Source organism: Pseudomonas sp. TMW 2.1634, from assembly GCF_001703595.1.
Classification (GTDB): domain Bacteria; phylum Pseudomonadota; class Gammaproteobacteria; order Pseudomonadales; family Pseudomonadaceae; genus Aquipseudomonas; species Aquipseudomonas fragi.
Window position 1 is genome coordinate 4,105,949 of sequence record NZ_CP016849.1, and the last position, 16,867, is coordinate 4,122,815.

General features: G+C 58.4%; 19 protein-coding genes and 1 pseudogene. 6 read left to right on the forward strand and 14 right to left on the reverse strand.

Translation table 11 applies throughout. From position 1 onward, the window contains the following. Nucleotides 1–11: 11 nt before the first annotated feature. From BFC21_RS19390 to BFC21_RS19415, 6 genes are all read right to left on the reverse strand, one after another. Complete coding sequence (locus BFC21_RS19390; RefSeq protein WP_088378677.1) at nucleotides 12–752, reverse strand: hypothetical protein; 741 nt, start codon at nucleotides 750–752, stop codon at nucleotides 12–14. A 68-nt stretch (nucleotides 753–820) separates the two neighbouring features. Next, the gene (locus tag BFC21_RS19395) at nucleotides 821–1,201 is read right to left on the reverse strand and encodes a RidA family protein (protein WP_016782709.1); all 381 of its coding nucleotides are present in this window, start codon (nucleotides 1,199–1,201) and stop codon (nucleotides 821–823) included. A 24-nt stretch (nucleotides 1,202–1,225) separates the two neighbouring features. After that, the gene (gene spoT, locus BFC21_RS19400) at nucleotides 1,226–3,331 is read right to left on the reverse strand and encodes a bifunctional GTP diphosphokinase/guanosine-3',5'-bis pyrophosphate 3'-pyrophosphohydrolase (RefSeq protein WP_016782708.1); all 2,106 of its coding nucleotides are present in this window, start codon (nucleotides 3,329–3,331) and stop codon (nucleotides 1,226–1,228) included. Between the two features lie 60 nt (nucleotides 3,332–3,391). Further along, entirely contained in the window at nucleotides 3,392–3,655 is a 264-nt protein-coding gene (gene rpoZ / locus BFC21_RS19405) for a DNA-directed RNA polymerase subunit omega (protein WP_016782707.1), read from the reverse strand. Nucleotides 3,656–3,823: 168 nt separating this feature from the next. Continuing rightward, nucleotides 3,824–4,444: a guanylate kinase gene (gene gmk, locus BFC21_RS19410; RefSeq protein WP_016782706.1), complete on the reverse strand. Its 621-nt coding sequence runs from the start codon at nucleotides 4,442–4,444 to the stop codon at nucleotides 3,824–3,826. A gap of 13 nt (nucleotides 4,445–4,457) precedes the next feature. Beyond that, nucleotides 4,458–5,321, reverse strand: coding sequence for a YicC/YloC family endoribonuclease (locus tag BFC21_RS19415; RefSeq protein ID WP_088378678.1), 864 nt, complete (start codon nucleotides 5,319–5,321; stop codon nucleotides 4,458–4,460). A 206-nt stretch (nucleotides 5,322–5,527) separates the two neighbouring features. Here BFC21_RS19415 and rph point away from each other — a divergent pair, with 206 nt between their 5' ends. After that, entirely contained in the window at nucleotides 5,528–6,250 is a 723-nt protein-coding gene (gene rph / locus BFC21_RS19420) for a ribonuclease PH (RefSeq protein WP_016782701.1), read from the forward strand. 35 nt (nucleotides 6,251–6,285) lie between these two features. After that, nucleotides 6,286–6,654, forward strand: a complete 369-nt coding sequence (locus BFC21_RS19425; protein ID WP_016782699.1) for a DUF4870 domain-containing protein — start codon at nucleotides 6,286–6,288, stop codon at nucleotides 6,652–6,654. A 179-nt stretch (nucleotides 6,655–6,833) separates the two neighbouring features. Here the strand turns inward: BFC21_RS19425 and BFC21_RS19430 are convergent, their stop codons facing one another. Beyond that, a complete protein-coding gene (locus tag BFC21_RS19430; protein ID WP_016782698.1) occupies nucleotides 6,834–7,613 on the reverse strand; it encodes an exodeoxyribonuclease III in 780 nt (259 codons plus the stop codon). Between the two features lie 82 nt (nucleotides 7,614–7,695). Between BFC21_RS19430 and pyrE the strand changes: the two genes are divergently transcribed. After that, entirely contained in the window at nucleotides 7,696–8,337 is a 642-nt protein-coding gene (pyrE, locus tag BFC21_RS19435; protein WP_016782697.1) for an orotate phosphoribosyltransferase, read from the forward strand. A gap of 59 nt (nucleotides 8,338–8,396) precedes the next feature. Here pyrE and argB read toward each other — a convergent pair whose 3' ends face one another. The 4 genes and pseudogenes from argB to coaBC all read right to left on the reverse strand — a co-directional run bounded on the left by argB (nucleotide 8,397) and on the right by coaBC (nucleotide 12,474). Further along, the gene (gene argB / locus BFC21_RS19440) at nucleotides 8,397–9,302 is read right to left on the reverse strand and encodes an acetylglutamate kinase (RefSeq protein ID WP_016782696.1); all 906 of its coding nucleotides are present in this window, start codon (nucleotides 9,300–9,302) and stop codon (nucleotides 8,397–8,399) included. A 25-nt stretch (nucleotides 9,303–9,327) separates the two neighbouring features. Next, nucleotides 9,328–10,704 (reverse strand): annotated as a pseudogene (locus BFC21_RS19445) (phosphomannomutase/phosphoglucomutase); the annotation flags it as partial. Between the two features lie 100 nt (nucleotides 10,705–10,804). Continuing rightward, the gene (dut, locus tag BFC21_RS19450; protein ID WP_016782694.1) at nucleotides 10,805–11,260 is read right to left on the reverse strand and encodes a dUTP diphosphatase; all 456 of its coding nucleotides are present in this window, start codon (nucleotides 11,258–11,260) and stop codon (nucleotides 10,805–10,807) included. Between the two features lie 5 nt (nucleotides 11,261–11,265). Continuing rightward, on the reverse strand, nucleotides 11,266–12,474 hold the full coding sequence (gene coaBC / locus BFC21_RS19455) for a bifunctional phosphopantothenoylcysteine decarboxylase/phosphopantothenate--cysteine ligase CoaBC (RefSeq protein WP_016782693.1): 1,209 nt from the start codon (nucleotides 12,472–12,474) through the stop codon (nucleotides 11,266–11,268). Nucleotides 12,475–12,596: 122 nt separating this feature from the next. Between coaBC and radC the strand changes: the two genes are divergently transcribed. After that, complete coding sequence (gene radC, locus BFC21_RS19460; RefSeq protein ID WP_016782692.1) at nucleotides 12,597–13,271, forward strand: DNA repair protein RadC; 675 nt, start codon at nucleotides 12,597–12,599, stop codon at nucleotides 13,269–13,271. Nucleotides 13,272–13,274: 3 nt separating this feature from the next. Here the strand turns inward: radC and BFC21_RS19465 are convergent, their stop codons facing one another. After that, the gene (locus BFC21_RS19465) at nucleotides 13,275–14,861 is read right to left on the reverse strand and encodes an ABC transporter substrate-binding protein (RefSeq protein WP_088378679.1); all 1,587 of its coding nucleotides are present in this window, start codon (nucleotides 14,859–14,861) and stop codon (nucleotides 13,275–13,277) included. A gap of 512 nt (nucleotides 14,862–15,373) precedes the next feature. Here BFC21_RS19465 and rpmB point away from each other — a divergent pair. Both rpmB and rpmG read left to right on the forward strand, forming a co-directional pair. Next, nucleotides 15,374–15,607, forward strand: coding sequence for a 50S ribosomal protein L28 (rpmB, locus tag BFC21_RS19470; protein ID WP_019410280.1), 234 nt, complete (start codon nucleotides 15,374–15,376; stop codon nucleotides 15,605–15,607). 11 nt (nucleotides 15,608–15,618) lie between these two features. After that, a complete protein-coding gene (gene rpmG, locus BFC21_RS19475) occupies nucleotides 15,619–15,774 on the forward strand; it encodes a 50S ribosomal protein L33 (protein ID WP_003437824.1) in 156 nt (51 codons plus the stop codon). Nucleotides 15,775–15,844: 70 nt separating this feature from the next. Here rpmG and BFC21_RS19480 read toward each other — a convergent pair whose 3' ends face one another. Together BFC21_RS19480 and BFC21_RS19485 are read right to left on the reverse strand one after the other, a co-directional pair. Next, nucleotides 15,845–16,138 carry an I78 family peptidase inhibitor gene (locus tag BFC21_RS19480; RefSeq protein WP_088378680.1) on the reverse strand — a complete coding sequence of 98 codons (294 nt, stop codon included), beginning with the start codon at nucleotides 16,136–16,138 and terminating at the stop codon, nucleotides 15,845–15,847. Between the two features lie 198 nt (nucleotides 16,139–16,336). Then, nucleotides 16,337–16,708: a cupin domain-containing protein gene (locus tag BFC21_RS19485; RefSeq protein ID WP_088378681.1), complete on the reverse strand. Its 372-nt coding sequence runs from the start codon at nucleotides 16,706–16,708 to the stop codon at nucleotides 16,337–16,339. Between the last annotated feature and the right edge of the window lie 159 nt (nucleotides 16,709–16,867).

Here is a 16,867-nt window from a genome sequence, read left to right on the forward strand (position 1 = left end):
ATTAGGTTGGCTTACAGTTTCTCCAGCGACCATTCAAGCTTGCCCGGGTAGAACTGAGGCATGTCGTCTGGCGCCGAGGCGTCCAGCGCCTGGAAGATTTCCAGCTTGCGGCCATCGCGAACAAAAATGTGCGCCGCACCCGTTTCACCTTGCTGCAGCCAGAGGCTGTCGTACTCGCCGCTCATCGATGCGCAATCGCCCGCCAGGCACAGCACATAATTCTGGGTGTTGGTCAGCCCCGTCACCTGGCCGTCTGCCGAGAACGTCACCTGATTGCCCTTGCCCGCACCGCTGACCACACGCCACTGGCCACCCAGGTAGGCGGCGTTGAGCGCCGTTTCAAAGCTCGTGCCTAATGGCGCATCGCTTGCAACCTTGACCTGCGAGCGCACAAAAGGCTGGCGCGGTTCTGCATCCGTTTCGGCCTGGACCAGCGTTTCGCCCTCCAGGCTCAAGTCGGTGGAACTGCTGCCATAAAAGCTGACCTGCCACATGCCATCATCCGCAGGCAGCAGCTTGCCTTCAACTGACTCAAAGCCGTTGGTGTAGTGGGCGGTGGCGTTTTTGACGTCGATGTCCCATTCCAGGTTCGGCCCATAAGCCAGCAGGGCTTCGCGCAGGTTGCCGCCATTGGCAGCTGCATCGATTGCGGCCTGGTTGATCCAGACACCACTGATGTCGCGGCGGGCGGGTTCGCTGGCACAACCACCCAAGACAATGGCGAGCAGTGACAACACGAGCGCTTTGCGCATGGTGGGATCCTTTTGAAGCCGGGAAGAGCGGGGGTTGGCGCAGCATGAAGACGCTGCGCCGGGGGGTGTTACTCAATAACCAGGATAGCGTCCATCTCTACCTGCGAACCCTTTGGCAGGGCTGCAACGCCGATGGCGGCGCGGGCCGGGTACGGCTGTTCGAAGTAGGTGCCCATGATCTCGTTGACCTTGGCGAAGTGGCTCAGGTCAGTCAGGAAGATGTTCAGCTTGACGATGTCCTTGAACGAACCACCTGCGGCTTCAGCAACCGACTTCAGGTTTTCGAAAACCTGAATGGTCTGGGCTTCAAAGCCTTCAACCAGTTCCATGGTTTTTGGGTCCAGAGGGATTTGACCGGACATGTAGACAGTATTGCCAGCTTTGATCGCCTGAGAATAAGTACCGATTGCAGCAGGTGCCTTGTCGCTGGTGATAACAGTCTTGGACATGGGTGACTCCTTGTAATTAGATGGCTACGCACGCATGCGAGTGATGCGTATGACCCCGGTAAGGGCGCGCAGTTTTTTGATCACGCGAGCCAGGTGCACACGGTCGTGCACGCTGACCACCAGTTGGACCACGCTGATGCGACCATCGCGTTCGTCCATGCTGATCTTTTCGATGTTGCCGTCGGCAGCGTTGACGCTGCTGGCCAGCAGCGCAATCAGGCCGCGCTGGTGTTCCAGTTCGACGCGCAATTCAACGTTGAATTCGCCGGTAACGTCCTTGGCCCACGATAGCTGGATGCACTTTTCGGGGTTGTGGCGGATTTCACTGATATTGCGGCAGTTGTCCAGGTGCACGACCATGCCTTTGCCTGCAGACAAATGGCCGACGATCGGGTCCCCCGGGATCGGCGTACAGCATTTGGCGTAGCTGAGCACCAAGCCTTCGGTGCCGCGGATCGCCAGCGGGCCTTCGGGGCTGGGCAACGCTTCGCCTTCGCCCAACAGGCGTCGAGCCACCACATAGGCCATGCGATTGCCCAGGCCGATGTCTTCGAGCAGGTCTTCGATCTGTTCCAGGCGGTATTCCTGGAGCATGGCCTGCACGCGCTCGGCCGGGATCTTGTCCAGGGCGCTGTTGAAACCGTTGAGTACTTTGTTCAGCAGGCGTTCGCCCAGGTTGACCGACTCGGAGCGGCGCTGCAGCTTGAGGGCATGGCGAATGTGCGTGCGCGCCTTGCCAGTGACCACAAAGTTGAGCCAGGCCGGGTTGGGGCGGGCGCCGGGAGCGCTGACGATCTCGACCGTGGAGCCGCTTTGCAGCGGCTCGGACAGCGGCGCGAGGCGACGGTTGATCCGGCAGGCGATACAGCTGTTGCCGACGTCGGTGTGAACCGCGTAGGCAAAGTCGACGGCCGTGGAGCCTTTGGGCAGCTCCATGATCCGGCCCTTGGGCGTGAACACGTAGACCTCGTCCGGGAACAGGTCGATCTTCACGCTTTCGATAAATTCCAGGGAGTTGCCGGCGCGTTGCTGCATTTCCAGCACGCCCTTGACCCATTGCCGCGCCCGGGCATGGGTGCCCGTGTGCTGCTCGTCGCCACTGGATTTGTACAGCCAGTGGGCAGCGATGCCGTTGTTGGCCATTTCTTCCATTTCACGGGTACGGATCTGGATCTCGATCGGTACGCCATGCATGCCAAACAACGTGGTATGCAACGACTGATAGCCGTTGGCTTTGGGAATGGCGATGTAGTCCTTGAACCGGCCCGGCAGGGGTTTGTACAAATTATGTACAGCGCCCAGTACGCGGTAGCAGGTGTCGACCTTGTCGACGATGATCCGGAATGCGTAAACATCCATGATCTCGTTAAAGGCACGGCGCTTGCCGCGCATCTTCTTGTAGATGCCGTAGATGTGCTTTTGACGACCGCTGACTTCACCCTGAATGCCGTCGATGGCCAGACAGTGGCTGAGCGATTCTTCAATCTTGTTGACGATTTCCTTGCGATTGCCCCGGGCACGCTTGACCGCCTGATAAATGCGCGCAGAGCGCATCGGGTACATCGCCTTGAAACCGAGGTCTTCGAATTCGATACGAATGCTGTGCATACCCAGCCGATTGGCGATGGGTGCGTAGATTTCCAGGGTTTCCTTGGCAATCCGTCGGCGTTTTTCGCCGGACAGCACTTCGAGGGTACGCATGTTGTGCAGACGGTCAGCCAGCTTCACCAGGATCACGCGGATGTCGCGTGCCATGGCCATGGCCATCTTCTGGAAGTTTTCTGCCTGGGCTTCGGCCTTGGTTTCGAAGTTCATCTGCGTCAGCTTGCTGACGCCATCGACCAGGTCGGCCACGGTTTCGCCGAACTGCGCTACCAGCGCTTCCTTGGCAATACCGGTGTCTTCAATCACGTCATGCAGCATGGCCGCCATCAGGCTCTGATGGTCCATATGCATGTCGGCAAGGATATTGGCCACTGCCAGCGGGTGCGTGACATAAGGCTCGCCGCTGCGTCGGCGTTGGCCGTCGTGGGCTTGTTCTGCGTAGAAGTACGCCCGGCGGACCAGATTGACCTGGTCCGGGCCGAGGTACGCCGACAAGCGATCGGCGAGGGCGTCTATGCTCGGCATGAGGAAACCTCCTGCCAAAACTTTTTACCCTTCGCCGTGCTACGTCGACCGGGCATAGGCTTAGTTCGCCTCGTTGGACTCGTCCTCGAACGCTGCGAACAGCGGTTCGTCTTCGACGATTTCAGCGTTGGCGATAAACTCGTAGCTCATCAGGCCTTCTGCGATTTCGCGCAGGGCAACAACGGTAGGCTTGTCGTTTTCCCACTGCACCAGAGGCTCTTTACCGCCGGTGGCCAGTTGACGGGCACGCTTGGTAGAGAGCATGACCAGCTCAAAGCGGTTATCCACGTGTTCTAGACAGTCTTCAACGGTTACGCGGGCCATGGTCTTCCTCGTAGCAAATGCAATATGCGCGCTGCCCGGATGGGCGAGCGGACTGAACAGTTTAAAAAATCACCAGCCATTAGGGAAGCGCTGATTTTTCGGCCACTGCTCCAAAAACCTCTGTAAGCACCAATGTAAAGCCCTTACAGGGGTTTTGGGAAGTGTTCATTAACCAAGCAGTTCGGCCAGCAATTTGCCAAAACGCTGTTGCTGGCGCTTTTGCTGCAGGCGATTGGCGCGGAAAATGGCCTTGAGGTCTTCAAGGGCCAGGGCGAAATCGTCGTTGATGATCAGGTAGTCATAGTCCACATAGTGGCTCATTTCGCTCACGGCTTCGCGCATGCGGGCGTCAATGATTTCGTCGCTGTCCTGGCCACGGTTGTCCAGGCGCTGGCGCAAGGCTTCCTGGCTTGGCGGCAGGATAAAGATCGAGCGCGCCTGGGGCATCAGCTTGCGTACCTGCTCGGCACCTTGCCAGTCGATTTCCAGAATCAGGTCATGGCCTTCATCCAGGGTCTGCTGCAGGTGGCTTTGCGAGGTGCCGTAGAGGTTGCCGAACACCTCGGCACGTTCCAGGAAGTCACCGTGCTCGATCATTTTGACGAACTCTTCGCGCTCGACGAAGTGATAGTTCACGCCATTGACCTCGCCCGGACGCATGGCGCGGGTAGTGTGCGAAACCGATACCCGGATCTGCGGCTCAACGTCGATCAAGGCCTTGACCAGGCTGGTCTTGCCTGCGCCTGAAGGGGCAGAAACGATATAAAGGGTGCCAGTGCTGTGGGTCATGTCAGGGGATGCCTTACTCAATATTCTGTACTTGTTCACGCATCTGCTCGATCAACACCTTGAGGTTGACCGCCGCTTGGGTGCTGCGTGGATCGAATGCCTTGGAGCCCAGGGTATTGGCCTCGCGATTCAGTTCTTGCATCAGGAAGTCCAGACGTCGCCCGGCAGCACCCCCTGACTTGAGTACGCGACGTACTTCAAGAATATGGGTGCTCAGGCGGTCCAGCTCTTCGGCCACGTCGCTCTTTTGCGCGAGCATGACCATTTCCTGCTCGAGACGCTGCGGGTCCAGCTCGGCCTTCATGTCGGCAAAACGGTCGAGGACCTTTTGCCGCTGGGTGGCGAGCATTTGCGGCACCAGCTCGCGCAGGGTTTCAACATCGCTTTCAATGGCAGTCAAGCGATCGCTGATCAAGCGGGCCAGTTCCGCGCCTTCGCGCTCACGGCCGTTTTTCAGTTCTTGCAGGCCTTGCTTGAACAGCGCCAGGGCCTGGGTGTTCAAGGCTTGCGGGTCGCTGGCGTCGGCCACCAGAACACCGGGCCAGGCCAGTACTTCCAGCGGGTTGAGCGCGGCAGGCTGCTTGATCAGGCTGGCGATGGTCTCGGCGGCGGCCACCAGTTGTGCGGCACGTTCGCGGTCAACCTGCAGCGGCTTGCCAGTGGTTTCTTCCGTGAAACGCAAGGTGCATTCCAGCTTGCCCCGGGAAATGCCCTGGCGCAGCGCTTCACGCACCGCACCCTCGAGATCACGGAAAGATTCAGGCAGACGCAGGTGCGGCTCCAGGTAGCGGCTGTTGACCGAACGCAGCTCCCAACTCAGGGTGCCCTGAGTGCCGGCGCTTTCTACGCGGGCAAAGGCGGTCATGCTGTGCACCATGGACGGTACCTCGCGATTGGATGAGTTAAGCCTGGCGGCAAGTTAGACGACAGATTGTAACGCAGTGCGGGCAACTGCCCCAAATGGCGTCGGTCGTAAATACGTTTCACCGCCGTTCCGCGCCGGCGTCCACCGACGCGCCCTGCGCGGCCATGCCCTTTCCTTTATAATGCTCGGCAGTTTTCCGTCCCGTACAGGTATCCCACATGAAACGTCCAAGTGGTCGCGTTGCCGATCAGCTCCGCCCGATCCGCATCACCCGCAACTACACCAAACACGCAGAGGGTTCTGTACTGGTCGAGTTCGGTGACACCAAAGTCATCTGCACCGTCAGCGTCGAGAATGGCGTACCGCGCTTCCTCAAAGGCCAGGGCCAGGGCTGGCTGACTGCCGAATACGGCATGCTGCCACGCGCCACCGGCGACCGTAACCAGCGTGAAGCCAGCCGTGGCAAGCAAGGCGGGCGTACCCTGGAAATCCAGCGCCTGATCGGCCGCTCCCTGCGTGCTGCACTGGACATGTCCAAGCTGGGCGATATCACCCTGTACGTCGACTGCGACGTGATCCAGGCTGATGGCGGCACCCGCACTGCCTCGATCACCGGTGCAATGGTTGCCCTGGTCGACGCCCTGAAAATCATCAAGAAGCGTGGCGGCCTCAAGGGCGGCGATCCGATCAAACAAATGATCGCAGCGGTATCGGTCGGCATGTATCAAGGCGTACCGGTCCTTGACCTGGACTATCCTGAAGATTCGGCCGCTGAAACCGACCTGAACGTGGTGATGACCAGCAGTGGCGGTTTCATTGAAGTTCAGGGTACCGCCGAAGGCGCGCCGTTCCAGCCTGAAGAGCTGAACGCCATGCTGGCACTGGCGCAGAAAGGCATGAACGAAATTTTTGCCCTGCAACAAGCGGCACTGGCTGACTGATTGCCTGAACCAACGCTTAGCACTTGGAGAATCTCATGAGCGAACTGGATCTTTCAAAACCTGGACCGAGCCGCGACGCTCGCAAATGGGCCATGTTCTGTCATTTCTCGGCGTTCCTGGGGATGTGGTTTCCGTTTGGCAGCCTGATCGGCCCGCTGATCCTGTGGCAGGTAAAGCGCGAGAGCGATCCCTTTATCGACGATCAGGGCAAGGAAGCGATGAACTTCCAGATCACCGTGGCGATAGCCTCGGCCATTTGCTATGTGCTGATGTTCGTGCTGATCGGCTTTGCGCTGCTGGGCCTGGTGCTGATCGGTGCGGTGGTGCTGGTGGTGATTGCCGGGGTCAAGGCCAATGACGGGGTGGCTTATCGTTACCCCTTCACCTGGCGGCCGCTCAAGTAACACACCTGCCTTGTGGGAGCGGGCTTGCTCGCGATGCAAACGAGGCGGTCTGTCTGGTAATCCGCGTTGATGCCATCGCGGGCAAGCCCGCTCCCACATTACCCGCCACCACAATGGGTTGTGTACAAAAAAGGCCCGTATCTTCCGATACGGGCCTTTTTTTAACTGCGAAAAAACACTTAGATAGTCAGTGTCCAGTCGTAGTCCACGATCAATGGCGCGTGTTGCGAGAAGCGTGGCTGACGCGGCATGCGAGCGCTTCGTACAAAGCGGCGCAGGCCCGGTGTCAGCAACTGGTAGTCGAAACGCCAGCCCAGATTCAGCATCTCGGCCTGTTCGTTGTCCGGCCACCAGCTGTACTGGTCGCCTTCACGACTGACTTCACGCAGGGCATCGACATAGCCCATGTTGCCGACAATCTCATCCATCCAGGCCCGTTCAGGCGCCAGGAAGCCAGGCGATTGCTGGCTGTCGCGCCAGTTTTTAATGTCGAGTTTCTGCTGCGCCACATACAGCGAGCCGCAGTAGATGTACTCACGACGCTTGCGACGCTGCTTGTCGAGATAGCGCGCAAAGTCGTCCATTAGCTTGAATTTTTGATTCAAGTCTTCATCGCCGTTCTGCCCCGAAGGGAGCAGCAAGGTCGCGATGCTGACCTTATCGAAATCGGCTTGCAGGTAGCGCCCGTAGCGATCGGCCGTCTCGAAGCCAAGCCCGGTGATGACTGCTTTCGGCTGCAACCGCGAGTACAAAGCCACACCACCTTGGGCAGGAACTTCGGCGTCACAGGCATAAAGAAAGTAGCCATCGAGCTGGTAGGCTGGATCGTCCAGTTCAAAGGCGGAGGCACGGGTGTCCTGCAGGCAGATAACGTCGGCATTCTGAGCTTGCAGCCAACTGAGCAAACCGCGCTCGACTGCCGTCTGAATACCATTGACGTTCACACTGATGATCCGCATAAATGGCCCCAAAAATCTCGTGCGTGTATGATACACGCCGTCTTACCAATTAGCTAAATCCGTGGTATCTGGGGCCTTTTTCATGCAAGCGTATCAGCGCGACTTCATCCGTTTTGCCATCGATCGCGGCGTACTGCGCTTCGGTGAGTTCACCCTGAAGTCCGGGCGCACCAGTCCTTACTTCTTCAATGCCGGCCTGTTCAACACCGGTTCCGCCCTGGCCCAGCTGGGGCGCTTCTATGCGGCGGCCATCGTTGACAGCGGCATTTCCTTCGACGTGCTCTTTGGCCCGGCCTACAAGGGCATCCCCCTGGCGGCGACCACTGCCGTGGCACTGGCCGAACACCACGACCGCGACCTGCCGTGGTGCTTCAACCGCAAGGAAGCCAAGGCTCACGGCGAAGGCGGCAGCCTGGTTGGCTCGCCGCTGGAAGGCGATATCCTGATCATCGACGACGTGATCACGGCCGGTACCGCTATCCGTGAGGTGATGCAGATCATCCAGGCCCAGGGCGCCAAGGCGGCCGGCGTGATGATTGCCCTCAACCGTCAGGAACGCGGCAACGGCGAGCTGTCGGCGATCCAGGAAGTCGAGCGCGACTTCGGCATTCCGGTAATCAGCATCGTTTCGTTGAATCAGGTGCTGCAATACCTGGCCGAAGACGAAACGCTCAAGCAATACCTGCCAGCCGTTGAGGCGTACCGGGCGCAGTACGGGATTTAATCCCCCGCCCATAAAAAAGCCCCGCCCGGATCACTCCGGGCGGGGCTTTTTAGTTCTGCTTAAGCCGGTTTGCTATTGGTAATCAGCGTACCTACACCGGTATCGGTGAAGATTTCCAGCAGTACGGCATTTGGTACGCGACCGTCGACAATATGCGCCGTGGTCACGCCACCTTGCACAGCTTCCAGCGCGCAGCGGATTTTTGGCAGCATGCCACCATAAATGGTGCCGTCGGCGATCAGGTCATCCACCTGAGCGGTCGTCAGGCCGGTCAGTACCTTGCCTTCCTTGTCCATCAAACCGGCGATATTGGTCAGCAGCATCAGTTTCTCGGCCTTGAGGGCTTCGGCAACCTTGCCCGCCACCAAGTCGGCGTTGATGTTGTAGGACTCACCATTGGCGCCCACGCCGATCGGCGCAATCACCGGGATGAAATCACCCTTGGTCAGCATGTGCAGCAGGTCGGTGTTGATGTCGATGACCTCGCCCACATGACCGAAGTCGATGATTTCCGGCTTGGTCATTTCTGGCGTCTGACGGGTCACGACCATTTTTTTGGCACGAATCAGCGTCGCGTCCTTACCGGTCAGGCCGATGGCGCTGCCGCCGTGACGGTTGATCAGGTTGACGATTTCCTTGTTCACATGGCCGCCCAGCACCATTTCCACCACATCCATGGTTTGCGAGTCGGTCACGCGCATACCGTCGATAAAATGGCTCTCGATGGACAAACGCTTGAGCAGATCACCGATTTGCGGGCCGCCACCGTGGACCACGACCGGGTTGATACCCACGGCCTTCATCAGCACGATGTCACGGGCAAAGCCGGTTTTCAGGTCATCGTTTTCCATAGCGTTGCCGCCGTACTTGATCACCAGCGTCTTGCCGACGTAACGGCGAATATAGGGCAGCGCTTCGGACAAAACCTTGGCGACGTTGGAGGCGGCATCACGTTCGAGGGTCATTCAGGGCTCCGGTAGAACAAGTCGGTCAAAACGGTAGTTGGAGATCAGGTGCCACACGCTGCAATTGAGCGTGAAAGACATCCTTGATGCGTTGCAGTTCGGCCTCGGTTTCGGCCTCGAATCGCAGTACCAGCACCGGGGTGGTGTTGGAGGCGCGAACCAGGCCCCAGCCATGAGGGTAGTCAACCCGCACGCCATCAATGGTCGTCAGCTCGGCGGCTTCGCCCCATTGGGCATCGTGCAGGGCCTCAATGATGCTGAATTTGCTCTCGTCCGTCACATCGATATTGATTTCAGGTGTGGAAATATCGTTCGGGAAGGTCTCAAACAGTGCTTCAGCAGTTACCTGGCGCTTGCTGAGGATCTCCAGCAGGCGTGCAGCGCTATAGATGCCGTCGTCAAAACCGAACCAGCGCTCTTTGAAAAAGATATGTCCGCTCATTTCGCCAGCCAGCAGGGCGCCGGTTTCTTTCATCTTTTTCTTGATCAGGGAGTGGCCGGTTTTCCACATCAGCGGGCGGCCGCCACATTCTTCGATCCAGGGGGCCAGGCGACGTGTGCATTTCACATCGAAAATGATCTCGGCGGCCGGGTTGCGCTCCAGTACATCCTGGGCGAACAGCATCAGCAGGCGGTCCGGGAACACCATGGTTCCCGTGTTGGTCACCACGCCCACGCGATCGCCATCACCATCAAAGGCCAGCCCGACATCGGCATTGGTTTGCTTGACCTTGGCAATCAGATCCACGAGGTTTTCCGGCTTGCCCGGGTCCGGGTGATGGTTGGGGAAGTTGCCGTCCACCTCACAGAACAACGGAATCACTTCACAGCCCAGCGCTGCTATCAGTTGCGGTGCAATCACGCCTGCAGCGCCGTTGCCGCAATCGACCACTACCTTCAAGGGCTTGGCCAGCTTGATATCACGGGCAATTACATCGGCGTAGCGCGACAGGATATCCACGCGTTCGATGCTGCCTTCGCCCCAAGTCAGGTCGTTGGTTTTCAGGCGTGTATGCAATGCCTGAATTTGTTCGTTGGCCAGCGTATCGCCCGCGATCACGATTTTAAAACCGTTGTAGTTCGACGGGTTATGGCTGCCTGTGAGCATTACCCCCGACTTGCCGGCCAATACGTTAGCCGCGTAATACAGCGCAGGTGTAGGTACCAGCCCTACATCACTGACCTGGCAACCACTGTCTGCCACACCCTGGATCAGGCGCTCGACCAGCTCAGGGCCTGACAGGCGCCCGTCCCGACCTACCGACACATGAGGCTCGCCCTTGGCCAGGCTCTCGGCGCCAATCGCACGGCCTATCCAGTACGCGGTTTCAGCCGTCAAGGTTTCCGGCACCACGCCACGAATATCGTAGGCGCGAAAAATGCTGTCAGGGAATTTCGGTGCGACCGAAGCTGGGCTACTCATTGTAGGGGAGACTCCATGTTCAGAGGGGTTCGGGTATGCGTGAAAGGCCAGGCAGGACGCCTGGCCTTGTAATACAAAATCAGAGCTTGCCGGAGTGACCAAAACCGCCAGCGCCGCGCTGGCTTTCGTCGAATTCTTCGACCAGTTCAAAGTGTGCTTGTACCACCGGCACCAGTACCAGCTGAGCGATACGCTCGCCGATGGTGATGTTGAAGGCGGTCTGGCCACGGTTCCAGCACGACACCATCAGCTCGCCCTGGTAATCAGAGTCGATCAGGCCGACCAGGTTCCCCAGCACGATGCCATGTTTATGGCCCAGGCCCGAACGCGGCAGGATCAGGGCAGCAAGCCCCGGGTCGCCGATGTACACCGACAGGCCGGTAGGGATCAGCAGGGTCTGGCCCGGCTCCAGAACGGTGTCTTCTTTAAGCATGGCGCGCAGGTCGAGGCCGGCAGAGCCCGGGGTGGCGTACTGCGGCAACGGGAATTCGTTACCAATGCGTGGGTCGAGGATCTTGGCTTGCAAAGCGTGCATACGAGTTAAACCTGGTTCAGACGTTCGGCGATAAAAGTGACCAGCTGGCGGGCAATCTTGCCCTTGCTGGTCTGGGCAAATACGGTGGCGTGCAGTTCGCGATCAATCACGCTGCAGGCGTTCTCTTCGCTGTTGAAGCCGATGCTGGGGTTGGCCACATCGTTGGCAACAATCAGGTCGAGGTTTTTGTCTTTGAGCTTGCGTGCTGCGTAATCGAGCAAGTGCTCGGTTTCTGCAGCAAAACCAACACTGAAAGGGCGGTCAGGGCGTGAAGCAATAGTGGCCAGAATGTCTGGATTGCGCACCATCTGCAGCAGCAGGCCGTCACCCTTGGTAGGGTCTTTCTTGAGTTTTTGCGGGGCAACGACTTCCGGGCGGTAGTCTGCAACCGCAGCGGACGCGATAAACACGTCACAGGGGATCGCCGCTTCACAGGCTGCGAGCATGTCACGGGCGCTTACCACGTCGATGCGGGTGACGCGATCCGGAGTCGGCAGGTGTACCGGGCCGGTGATCAGGGTCACGCGGGCACCGGCTTCCACCGCTGCTTCGGCCAGGGCGAAGCCCATTTTGCCCGAGCTGTGGTTGGTGATGTAACGCACCGGGTCGATGTTTTCCTGGGTCGGCCCGGCAGTAATCAGCACATGCTTGCCGGTCAGCAGCTGGCGCTGGAAACACTCGGCGGCGCAGTGCACCAGATCATCGGCTTCGAGCATGCGGCCAAAGCCCACGTCACCACAGGCCTGACTGCCAGACGCCGGGCCAAACACGCGCAGGCCGCGGCTTTCGAGCAGTCGGGTATTGGCCTGGGTGGCCGGGTCGCGCCACATGGCCTGGTTCATCGCCGGCGCGATGGCAACCGTGGCGTCCGTAGCCAGCACCAGGGTGGTCAGCAGGTCATTGGCCAGGCCCTGGGCCAGGCGGGCGATCAGGTCAGCGGTTGCAGGTGCAATCAGTACCAGGTCGGCCCACTTGGCCAGCTCGATATGCCCCATGGCCGCTTCAGCCGCAGGGTCGAGCAAATCCAGGTGAACGGGGTGCCCGGACAACGCCTGCATGGTCAGGGGGGTGATGAATTCGCTGCCGCCGCGGGTCATGACAACCCGTACTTCCGCGCCTTGGTCCAGGAGACGGCGAACCAGCTCTGCACTCTTGTAAGCCGCGATGCCGCCGCCGACGCCCAAGACAATGCGTTTTCGATACAGCCGCTGCATAGGCCTGCCTTTTAGTTCGATGATGACTGCGCAGAAAATGGCCAAATGCCGCGCAAAAATGATGGGCTAAGATAACACAGCGCCTGCCAGGGAACAGCGGCGCCCACTCACAAGGAGGTGTTATGAGCATTCGAGATTGGCCTGCGGCGGAGCGTCCGCGGGAGAAGCTTTTGCAACATGGATCCGGCAGTCTTTCCGACGCCGAACTGCTGGCAATCTTCTTGCGCACCGGGGTTTCGGGCAAAAGTGCAGTCGATCTGGCGCGCCATCTGCTCAGCGAGTTTGGCAGCCTGCGGGCCTTGCTCGAAGCTGATCTGCGTGCCTTCTGTCGCCAGCTTGGGCTGGGCCCGGCCAAGTTCAGCCAGTTGCAGGCCGTACTGGAAATGAGCCGCCGCCATCTGGCCGAACGCTTGCGCCGCGAAAGCGCGCTAGAGAGCCCACAAGCCGTACGCGACTATTTCAAGGCCTTGCTGCGTCATGAGCCGCACGAAGTGTTTGGCTGCCTGTTTCTGGACACCCGGCACCGCATGCTGGCCTTTGAAGTGCTTTTCAGGGGCTCGATAGACAGCGCCAGCGTCTACCCGCGCCAAGTGGTCAAGCGCGCCCTGGCGCATAATGCCGCAGCGGTGATTTTCTGCCACAACCATCCCTCCGGCATCAGCGAACCCAGCCAGGCTGACCGCACGTTGACCAGGCGTCTGATCCAGGCGCTGGACCTGATCGAAGTGCGGGTGCTGGATCACTTTATAGTCGGCGACGGCCAGCCGCTTTCGATGGTCGAACGCGGCTGGATGTAAGGCTCAGGGCTTAACGCTGACTGTTGAAAAGTCCTGACGCCCAAACGGACTTACCTGATATCCCTGTACGTCTTTACGGGTCAGTGCGTAGGCCGTTGGATGGGCCAGCGGTAGCCACAGCGCTTGTTGCTGGATCTGCGCTTGCGCCTTTTGATACAACGCGCTGCGTTTGTCCTGGTCGGTCAGGGTTTTGCCCTGGCTGATCAAGCCGTCCAGGGTCTTGTCGCAATAGCGCGCAAAGTTGGTCCCGGACTTCACTGCCGCACAGGAAAACTGCGGCGTGAGGAAGTTGTCCGGGTCACCGTTATCGCCCGCCCAGCCCATAAACAGCAGGTCATGCTCGCCCGCCTTGGCGCGACGGATCAACTCACCCCACTCGATTACGCGGATATCGGCCTGGATGCCCACCTTGGCCAGGTCAGCCTGCAGCAACTGCGCTCCAAGGCTCGGGTTTGGGTTGAGCACGCTGCCTGTCGGGCGCGTCCAGATCGTGGTTTTGAAACCGTCTTTCAGCCCCGCCCTGGCCAACAACTCACGGGCTTTTTGCGGGTCGTGGGCATACCCCGGCAAGTCCTTGGCGTAACTCCAGGTGGTCGCCGGGTAAATCCCGTTGGCCGCCTGGGCGCCATTTTCAAACACGGCCTTGAGATAAGTGTCCTTGTCGAAAGCCAGATTAATAGCCTGACGAACTTCGGGTTTATCCAGTGGCGGATGCTGGCTATTGATGGCCACAAACGCGGTCATGAAGGCCGGGGTTTGTGTCACGGCCAATGCCGGATCCTTGGCGGCAGCTGCAACGTCCAGCGGCTTGGGCGAGAGGGCAATCTGGCATTCATTGCGACGCAACTTCTGCAGGCGCACGTTGGCATCAGGGGTGATGGCAAAAATCAGCCCATCCACCGCAGGCTTGCCGGCAAAGTAGTCTGGGTTGGCCTTGTAGCGCACCACGGCGTCTTTCTGGAAACGGTTGAAGATGAAAGGCCCGGTGCCGATCGGCTGGCTGTTCATCAACTCGGGCGTGCCCGCTTTCATCAGTTTGTCGGCATATTCGGCTGAGTAGATCGAGGCAAAGCCCATGCTCAGTGCTGGCAGAAAGGTCGAATCAGGGCGGCTGAGGGTGAAGCGCACGGTCAGCGGGTCGGGTGTTTCAATCGTTTTGATCAGCTCGGGCAGTTGCAAGGACTGCGCATGGGGGAAACCGCTTTGCGCCACCTTGTGCCACGGGTTGGTGGGGTCAAGCATGCGCTCGAAGCTGAAACGCACGTCATCGGCATTCAATTCACGGCTTGGCGTGAAATAGGCCGTGTTGTGGAACTTGACCCCGGGGCGCAGCTTGAAGTCGTACACAAGACCGTCAGGGGACACTGACCAGCTTTGCGCCAGTGAAGGCACCAGCTTTGCGGCTTTGGCGTCAAAGTCCACCAGGCGGTTCATCAGCACGTCTGCCGAAGCATTGGTGGTGCTGAGCGAGTTGTACTGCACAACGTCGAACCCTTCAGGGCTGGCCTCGGTGCAAACGCTCAAGGTGGCCGCCTGTACCAGCGGGCTCAGGCAAAAGGTGAGCAAAAAAGGGACGGCAGCGAGGCGCATGATCTGTTTCCTGTACAAGTCGATGAGGCCCATCTGCAAGTGCAGTCTGGAAAAGTCTTACCCTAGTGTTCTGATTGCTAAATGACTACTTTTTAATGGCATTCGACATCCTGTCGTCGCTGCCGAAGGCTGCGACAAGGCCCGCAGGGCCTTGAATAATCGTGAAAACGCGATCGCTGCACGCTTGATCGCAGCCTTCGGCAGCGGCTACAAGATGGCGCTAGCACCTTAAATCTTTCACCCAGCGACGAGCGGTAAAACGCCACAAGGCATAGACGCGGCGTGGATTGGCGTTAAAATGGCGGCTTCATTAATTACACCAAATCACACTGCTTGTTGTTGCTCTTTAGTCTTTCTGGTATAAAGCAGCGCTCTTTTCTAGGGGCCCGGTTCCTGCGTTTGTAGGTGTAGCCGGTAAGACCCTTAAAGAAACGCGGCGCCTGGCGCCATGACTGAGAGATTAAGCGGCCAACCCATGCCGGGTTGGGCATGTGGTTTTAGAGGGCTGAGGCATGTCGAGAGTCTGTCAAGTTACCGGTAAGGGTCCGGTGACTGGGAATAACATTTCCCACGCAAATAACAAAACCCGTCGTCGTTTCCTGCCGAACCTGCAGCATCACCGCTTCTGGGTTGAAGAAGAGAAACGTTTCGTACGTCTGCGCGTATCTGCTAAAGGCATGCGTATCATCGACAAGCGTGGCATCACTGTCGTGCTGGCCGAAATCCGCCGTGCTGGCAAGATCTAAGGGAGCTAATCATGCGTGAATTGATCCGTTTGGTGTCGAGCGCTGGTACAGGCCATTTCTACACCACTGATAAGAACAAGCGCACCACTCCGGACAAAATCGAAATCAAAAAATTCGATCCGCGGGTTCGCAAGCACGTGATCTACAAAGAAGCCAAAATCAAGTAATTGGTTTTTCTTCTTACGAAAAAGGCCCATATCTCACGATACGGGCCTTTTTTGTGCGCGCTTTTCAGCCTTAGCCGCACATAAAGCTCTGCATCAGGTTGTTTTCGTCGACAATGACGCGAAGACGATCAGCGTTGTACTCCTTGGTATAGCCCTTGCCGGGCACCTCGACGCGAATCTCTGTTGCACCGGACTCCCGGCGCAACATCTCCAGCAGTGCAGGCGTGGCCTCAGGCGCAACCAGAAAATTGATTGCAACCTGTTTGCACTTGCCGCCCTGCTCAGCCATTGCGGGCGTGGAGCAAACCCCCAGTACGACACTGCTGGCCACTAGCAAACGTTTCAACGCATTCAGACTGGACATGGTTCTTCCCTGTTTTCAGATAAATGAAGTAACGCTGCGGGCCTCATTCCGTAAGTGCCCGGCGTTCTTCCAAGACTGGCCCAAGTCGGCGCGAAAGGTGCTGGCGACGTATTTCTGAATTTGTAGTCGTTTCCTTGAAGGGCAGGCATAAAAAAGCCCCGCCAGCAAAGCGTGGCAGGGCTTTTTGAAGGCTCTGGATCAGCTATCTTCGGCTTTTTTCTCAAAGACGACGTAAATCTTCCGACATGGCTCCAGCACTTCCCATGTCCCTTTGAAGCCCGCGGGGATGACAAAGCGATCTCCGGCGCGCAGGGTCTTGGCGTTACCTTCATGGTCACGCAAAACGGAAACGCCCTGCACGATCTCGCAGTATTCGTGCTCGGTGTAATTGACGGTCCACTGGCCTACAGCCCCTTCCCACACCCCGGCGCTCATTTGCCCACAGGGGCTGTCGTAGTGGTTGTGGATAACTTGTTCGGGGCTGCCTTTGAGCACCTTTTCCGGGGCCGGGCTAAAACGCTCAGCCTGGGTATTGGCAGTGCTGAAGTCGACTACGCTTGCGATGCTCATCTTTGTTATCCCCCCGAAATTGCGGCGTATGTGGTCAGAAAACCAAAGTCTATGTTTATTAAAACGAACAAGCCATGCCGTATGCGTCACTTGTGTCAAATATATTGAAAGTTCATTGGCCACTGGTTTAGGGTGGCGCTTCCATTTCAACAAGAGGAG

What these genes read in the sequence shown, in the direction of transcription:
- BFC21_RS19390 (WP_088378677.1), bottom strand. Translation starts at nt 752, where the DNA reads ATGCGCAAAGCGCTCGTGTTGTCACTGCTCGCCATTGTCTTGGGTGGT.
- BFC21_RS19395 (WP_016782709.1), bottom strand. Translation starts at nt 1,201, where the DNA reads ATGTCCAAGACTGTTATCACCAGCGACAAGGCACCTGCTGCAATCGGT.
- spoT (WP_016782708.1), bottom strand. Translation starts at nt 3,331, where the DNA reads ATGCCGAGCATAGACGCCCTCGCCGATCGCTTGTCGGCGTACCTCGGC.
- rpoZ (WP_016782707.1), bottom strand. Translation starts at nt 3,655, where the DNA reads ATGGCCCGCGTAACCGTTGAAGACTGTCTAGAACACGTGGATAACCGC.
- gmk (WP_016782706.1), bottom strand. Translation starts at nt 4,444, where the DNA reads ATGACCCACAGCACTGGCACCCTTTATATCGTTTCTGCCCCTTCAGGC.
- BFC21_RS19415 (WP_088378678.1), bottom strand. Translation starts at nt 5,321, where the DNA reads ATGGTGCACAGCATGACCGCCTTTGCCCGCGTAGAAAGCGCCGGCACT.
- rph (WP_016782701.1), top strand. Translation starts at nt 5,528, where the DNA reads ATGAAACGTCCAAGTGGTCGCGTTGCCGATCAGCTCCGCCCGATCCGC.
- BFC21_RS19425 (WP_016782699.1), top strand. Translation starts at nt 6,286, where the DNA reads ATGAGCGAACTGGATCTTTCAAAACCTGGACCGAGCCGCGACGCTCGC.
- BFC21_RS19430 (WP_016782698.1), bottom strand. Translation starts at nt 7,613, where the DNA reads ATGCGGATCATCAGTGTGAACGTCAATGGTATTCAGACGGCAGTCGAG.
- pyrE (WP_016782697.1), top strand. Translation starts at nt 7,696, where the DNA reads ATGCAAGCGTATCAGCGCGACTTCATCCGTTTTGCCATCGATCGCGGC.
- argB (WP_016782696.1), bottom strand. Translation starts at nt 9,302, where the DNA reads ATGACCCTCGAACGTGATGCCGCCTCCAACGTCGCCAAGGTTTTGTCC.
- dut (WP_016782694.1), bottom strand. Translation starts at nt 11,260, where the DNA reads ATGCACGCTTTGCAAGCCAAGATCCTCGACCCACGCATTGGTAACGAA.
- coaBC (WP_016782693.1), bottom strand. Translation starts at nt 12,474, where the DNA reads ATGCAGCGGCTGTATCGAAAACGCATTGTCTTGGGCGTCGGCGGCGGC.
- radC (WP_016782692.1), top strand. Translation starts at nt 12,597, where the DNA reads ATGAGCATTCGAGATTGGCCTGCGGCGGAGCGTCCGCGGGAGAAGCTT.
- BFC21_RS19465 (WP_088378679.1), bottom strand. Translation starts at nt 14,861, where the DNA reads ATGCGCCTCGCTGCCGTCCCTTTTTTGCTCACCTTTTGCCTGAGCCCG.
- rpmB (WP_019410280.1), top strand. Translation starts at nt 15,374, where the DNA reads ATGTCGAGAGTCTGTCAAGTTACCGGTAAGGGTCCGGTGACTGGGAAT.
- rpmG (WP_003437824.1), top strand. Translation starts at nt 15,619, where the DNA reads ATGCGTGAATTGATCCGTTTGGTGTCGAGCGCTGGTACAGGCCATTTC.
- BFC21_RS19480 (WP_088378680.1), bottom strand. Translation starts at nt 16,138, where the DNA reads ATGTCCAGTCTGAATGCGTTGAAACGTTTGCTAGTGGCCAGCAGTGTC.
- BFC21_RS19485 (WP_088378681.1), bottom strand. Translation starts at nt 16,708, where the DNA reads ATGAGCATCGCAAGCGTAGTCGACTTCAGCACTGCCAATACCCAGGCT.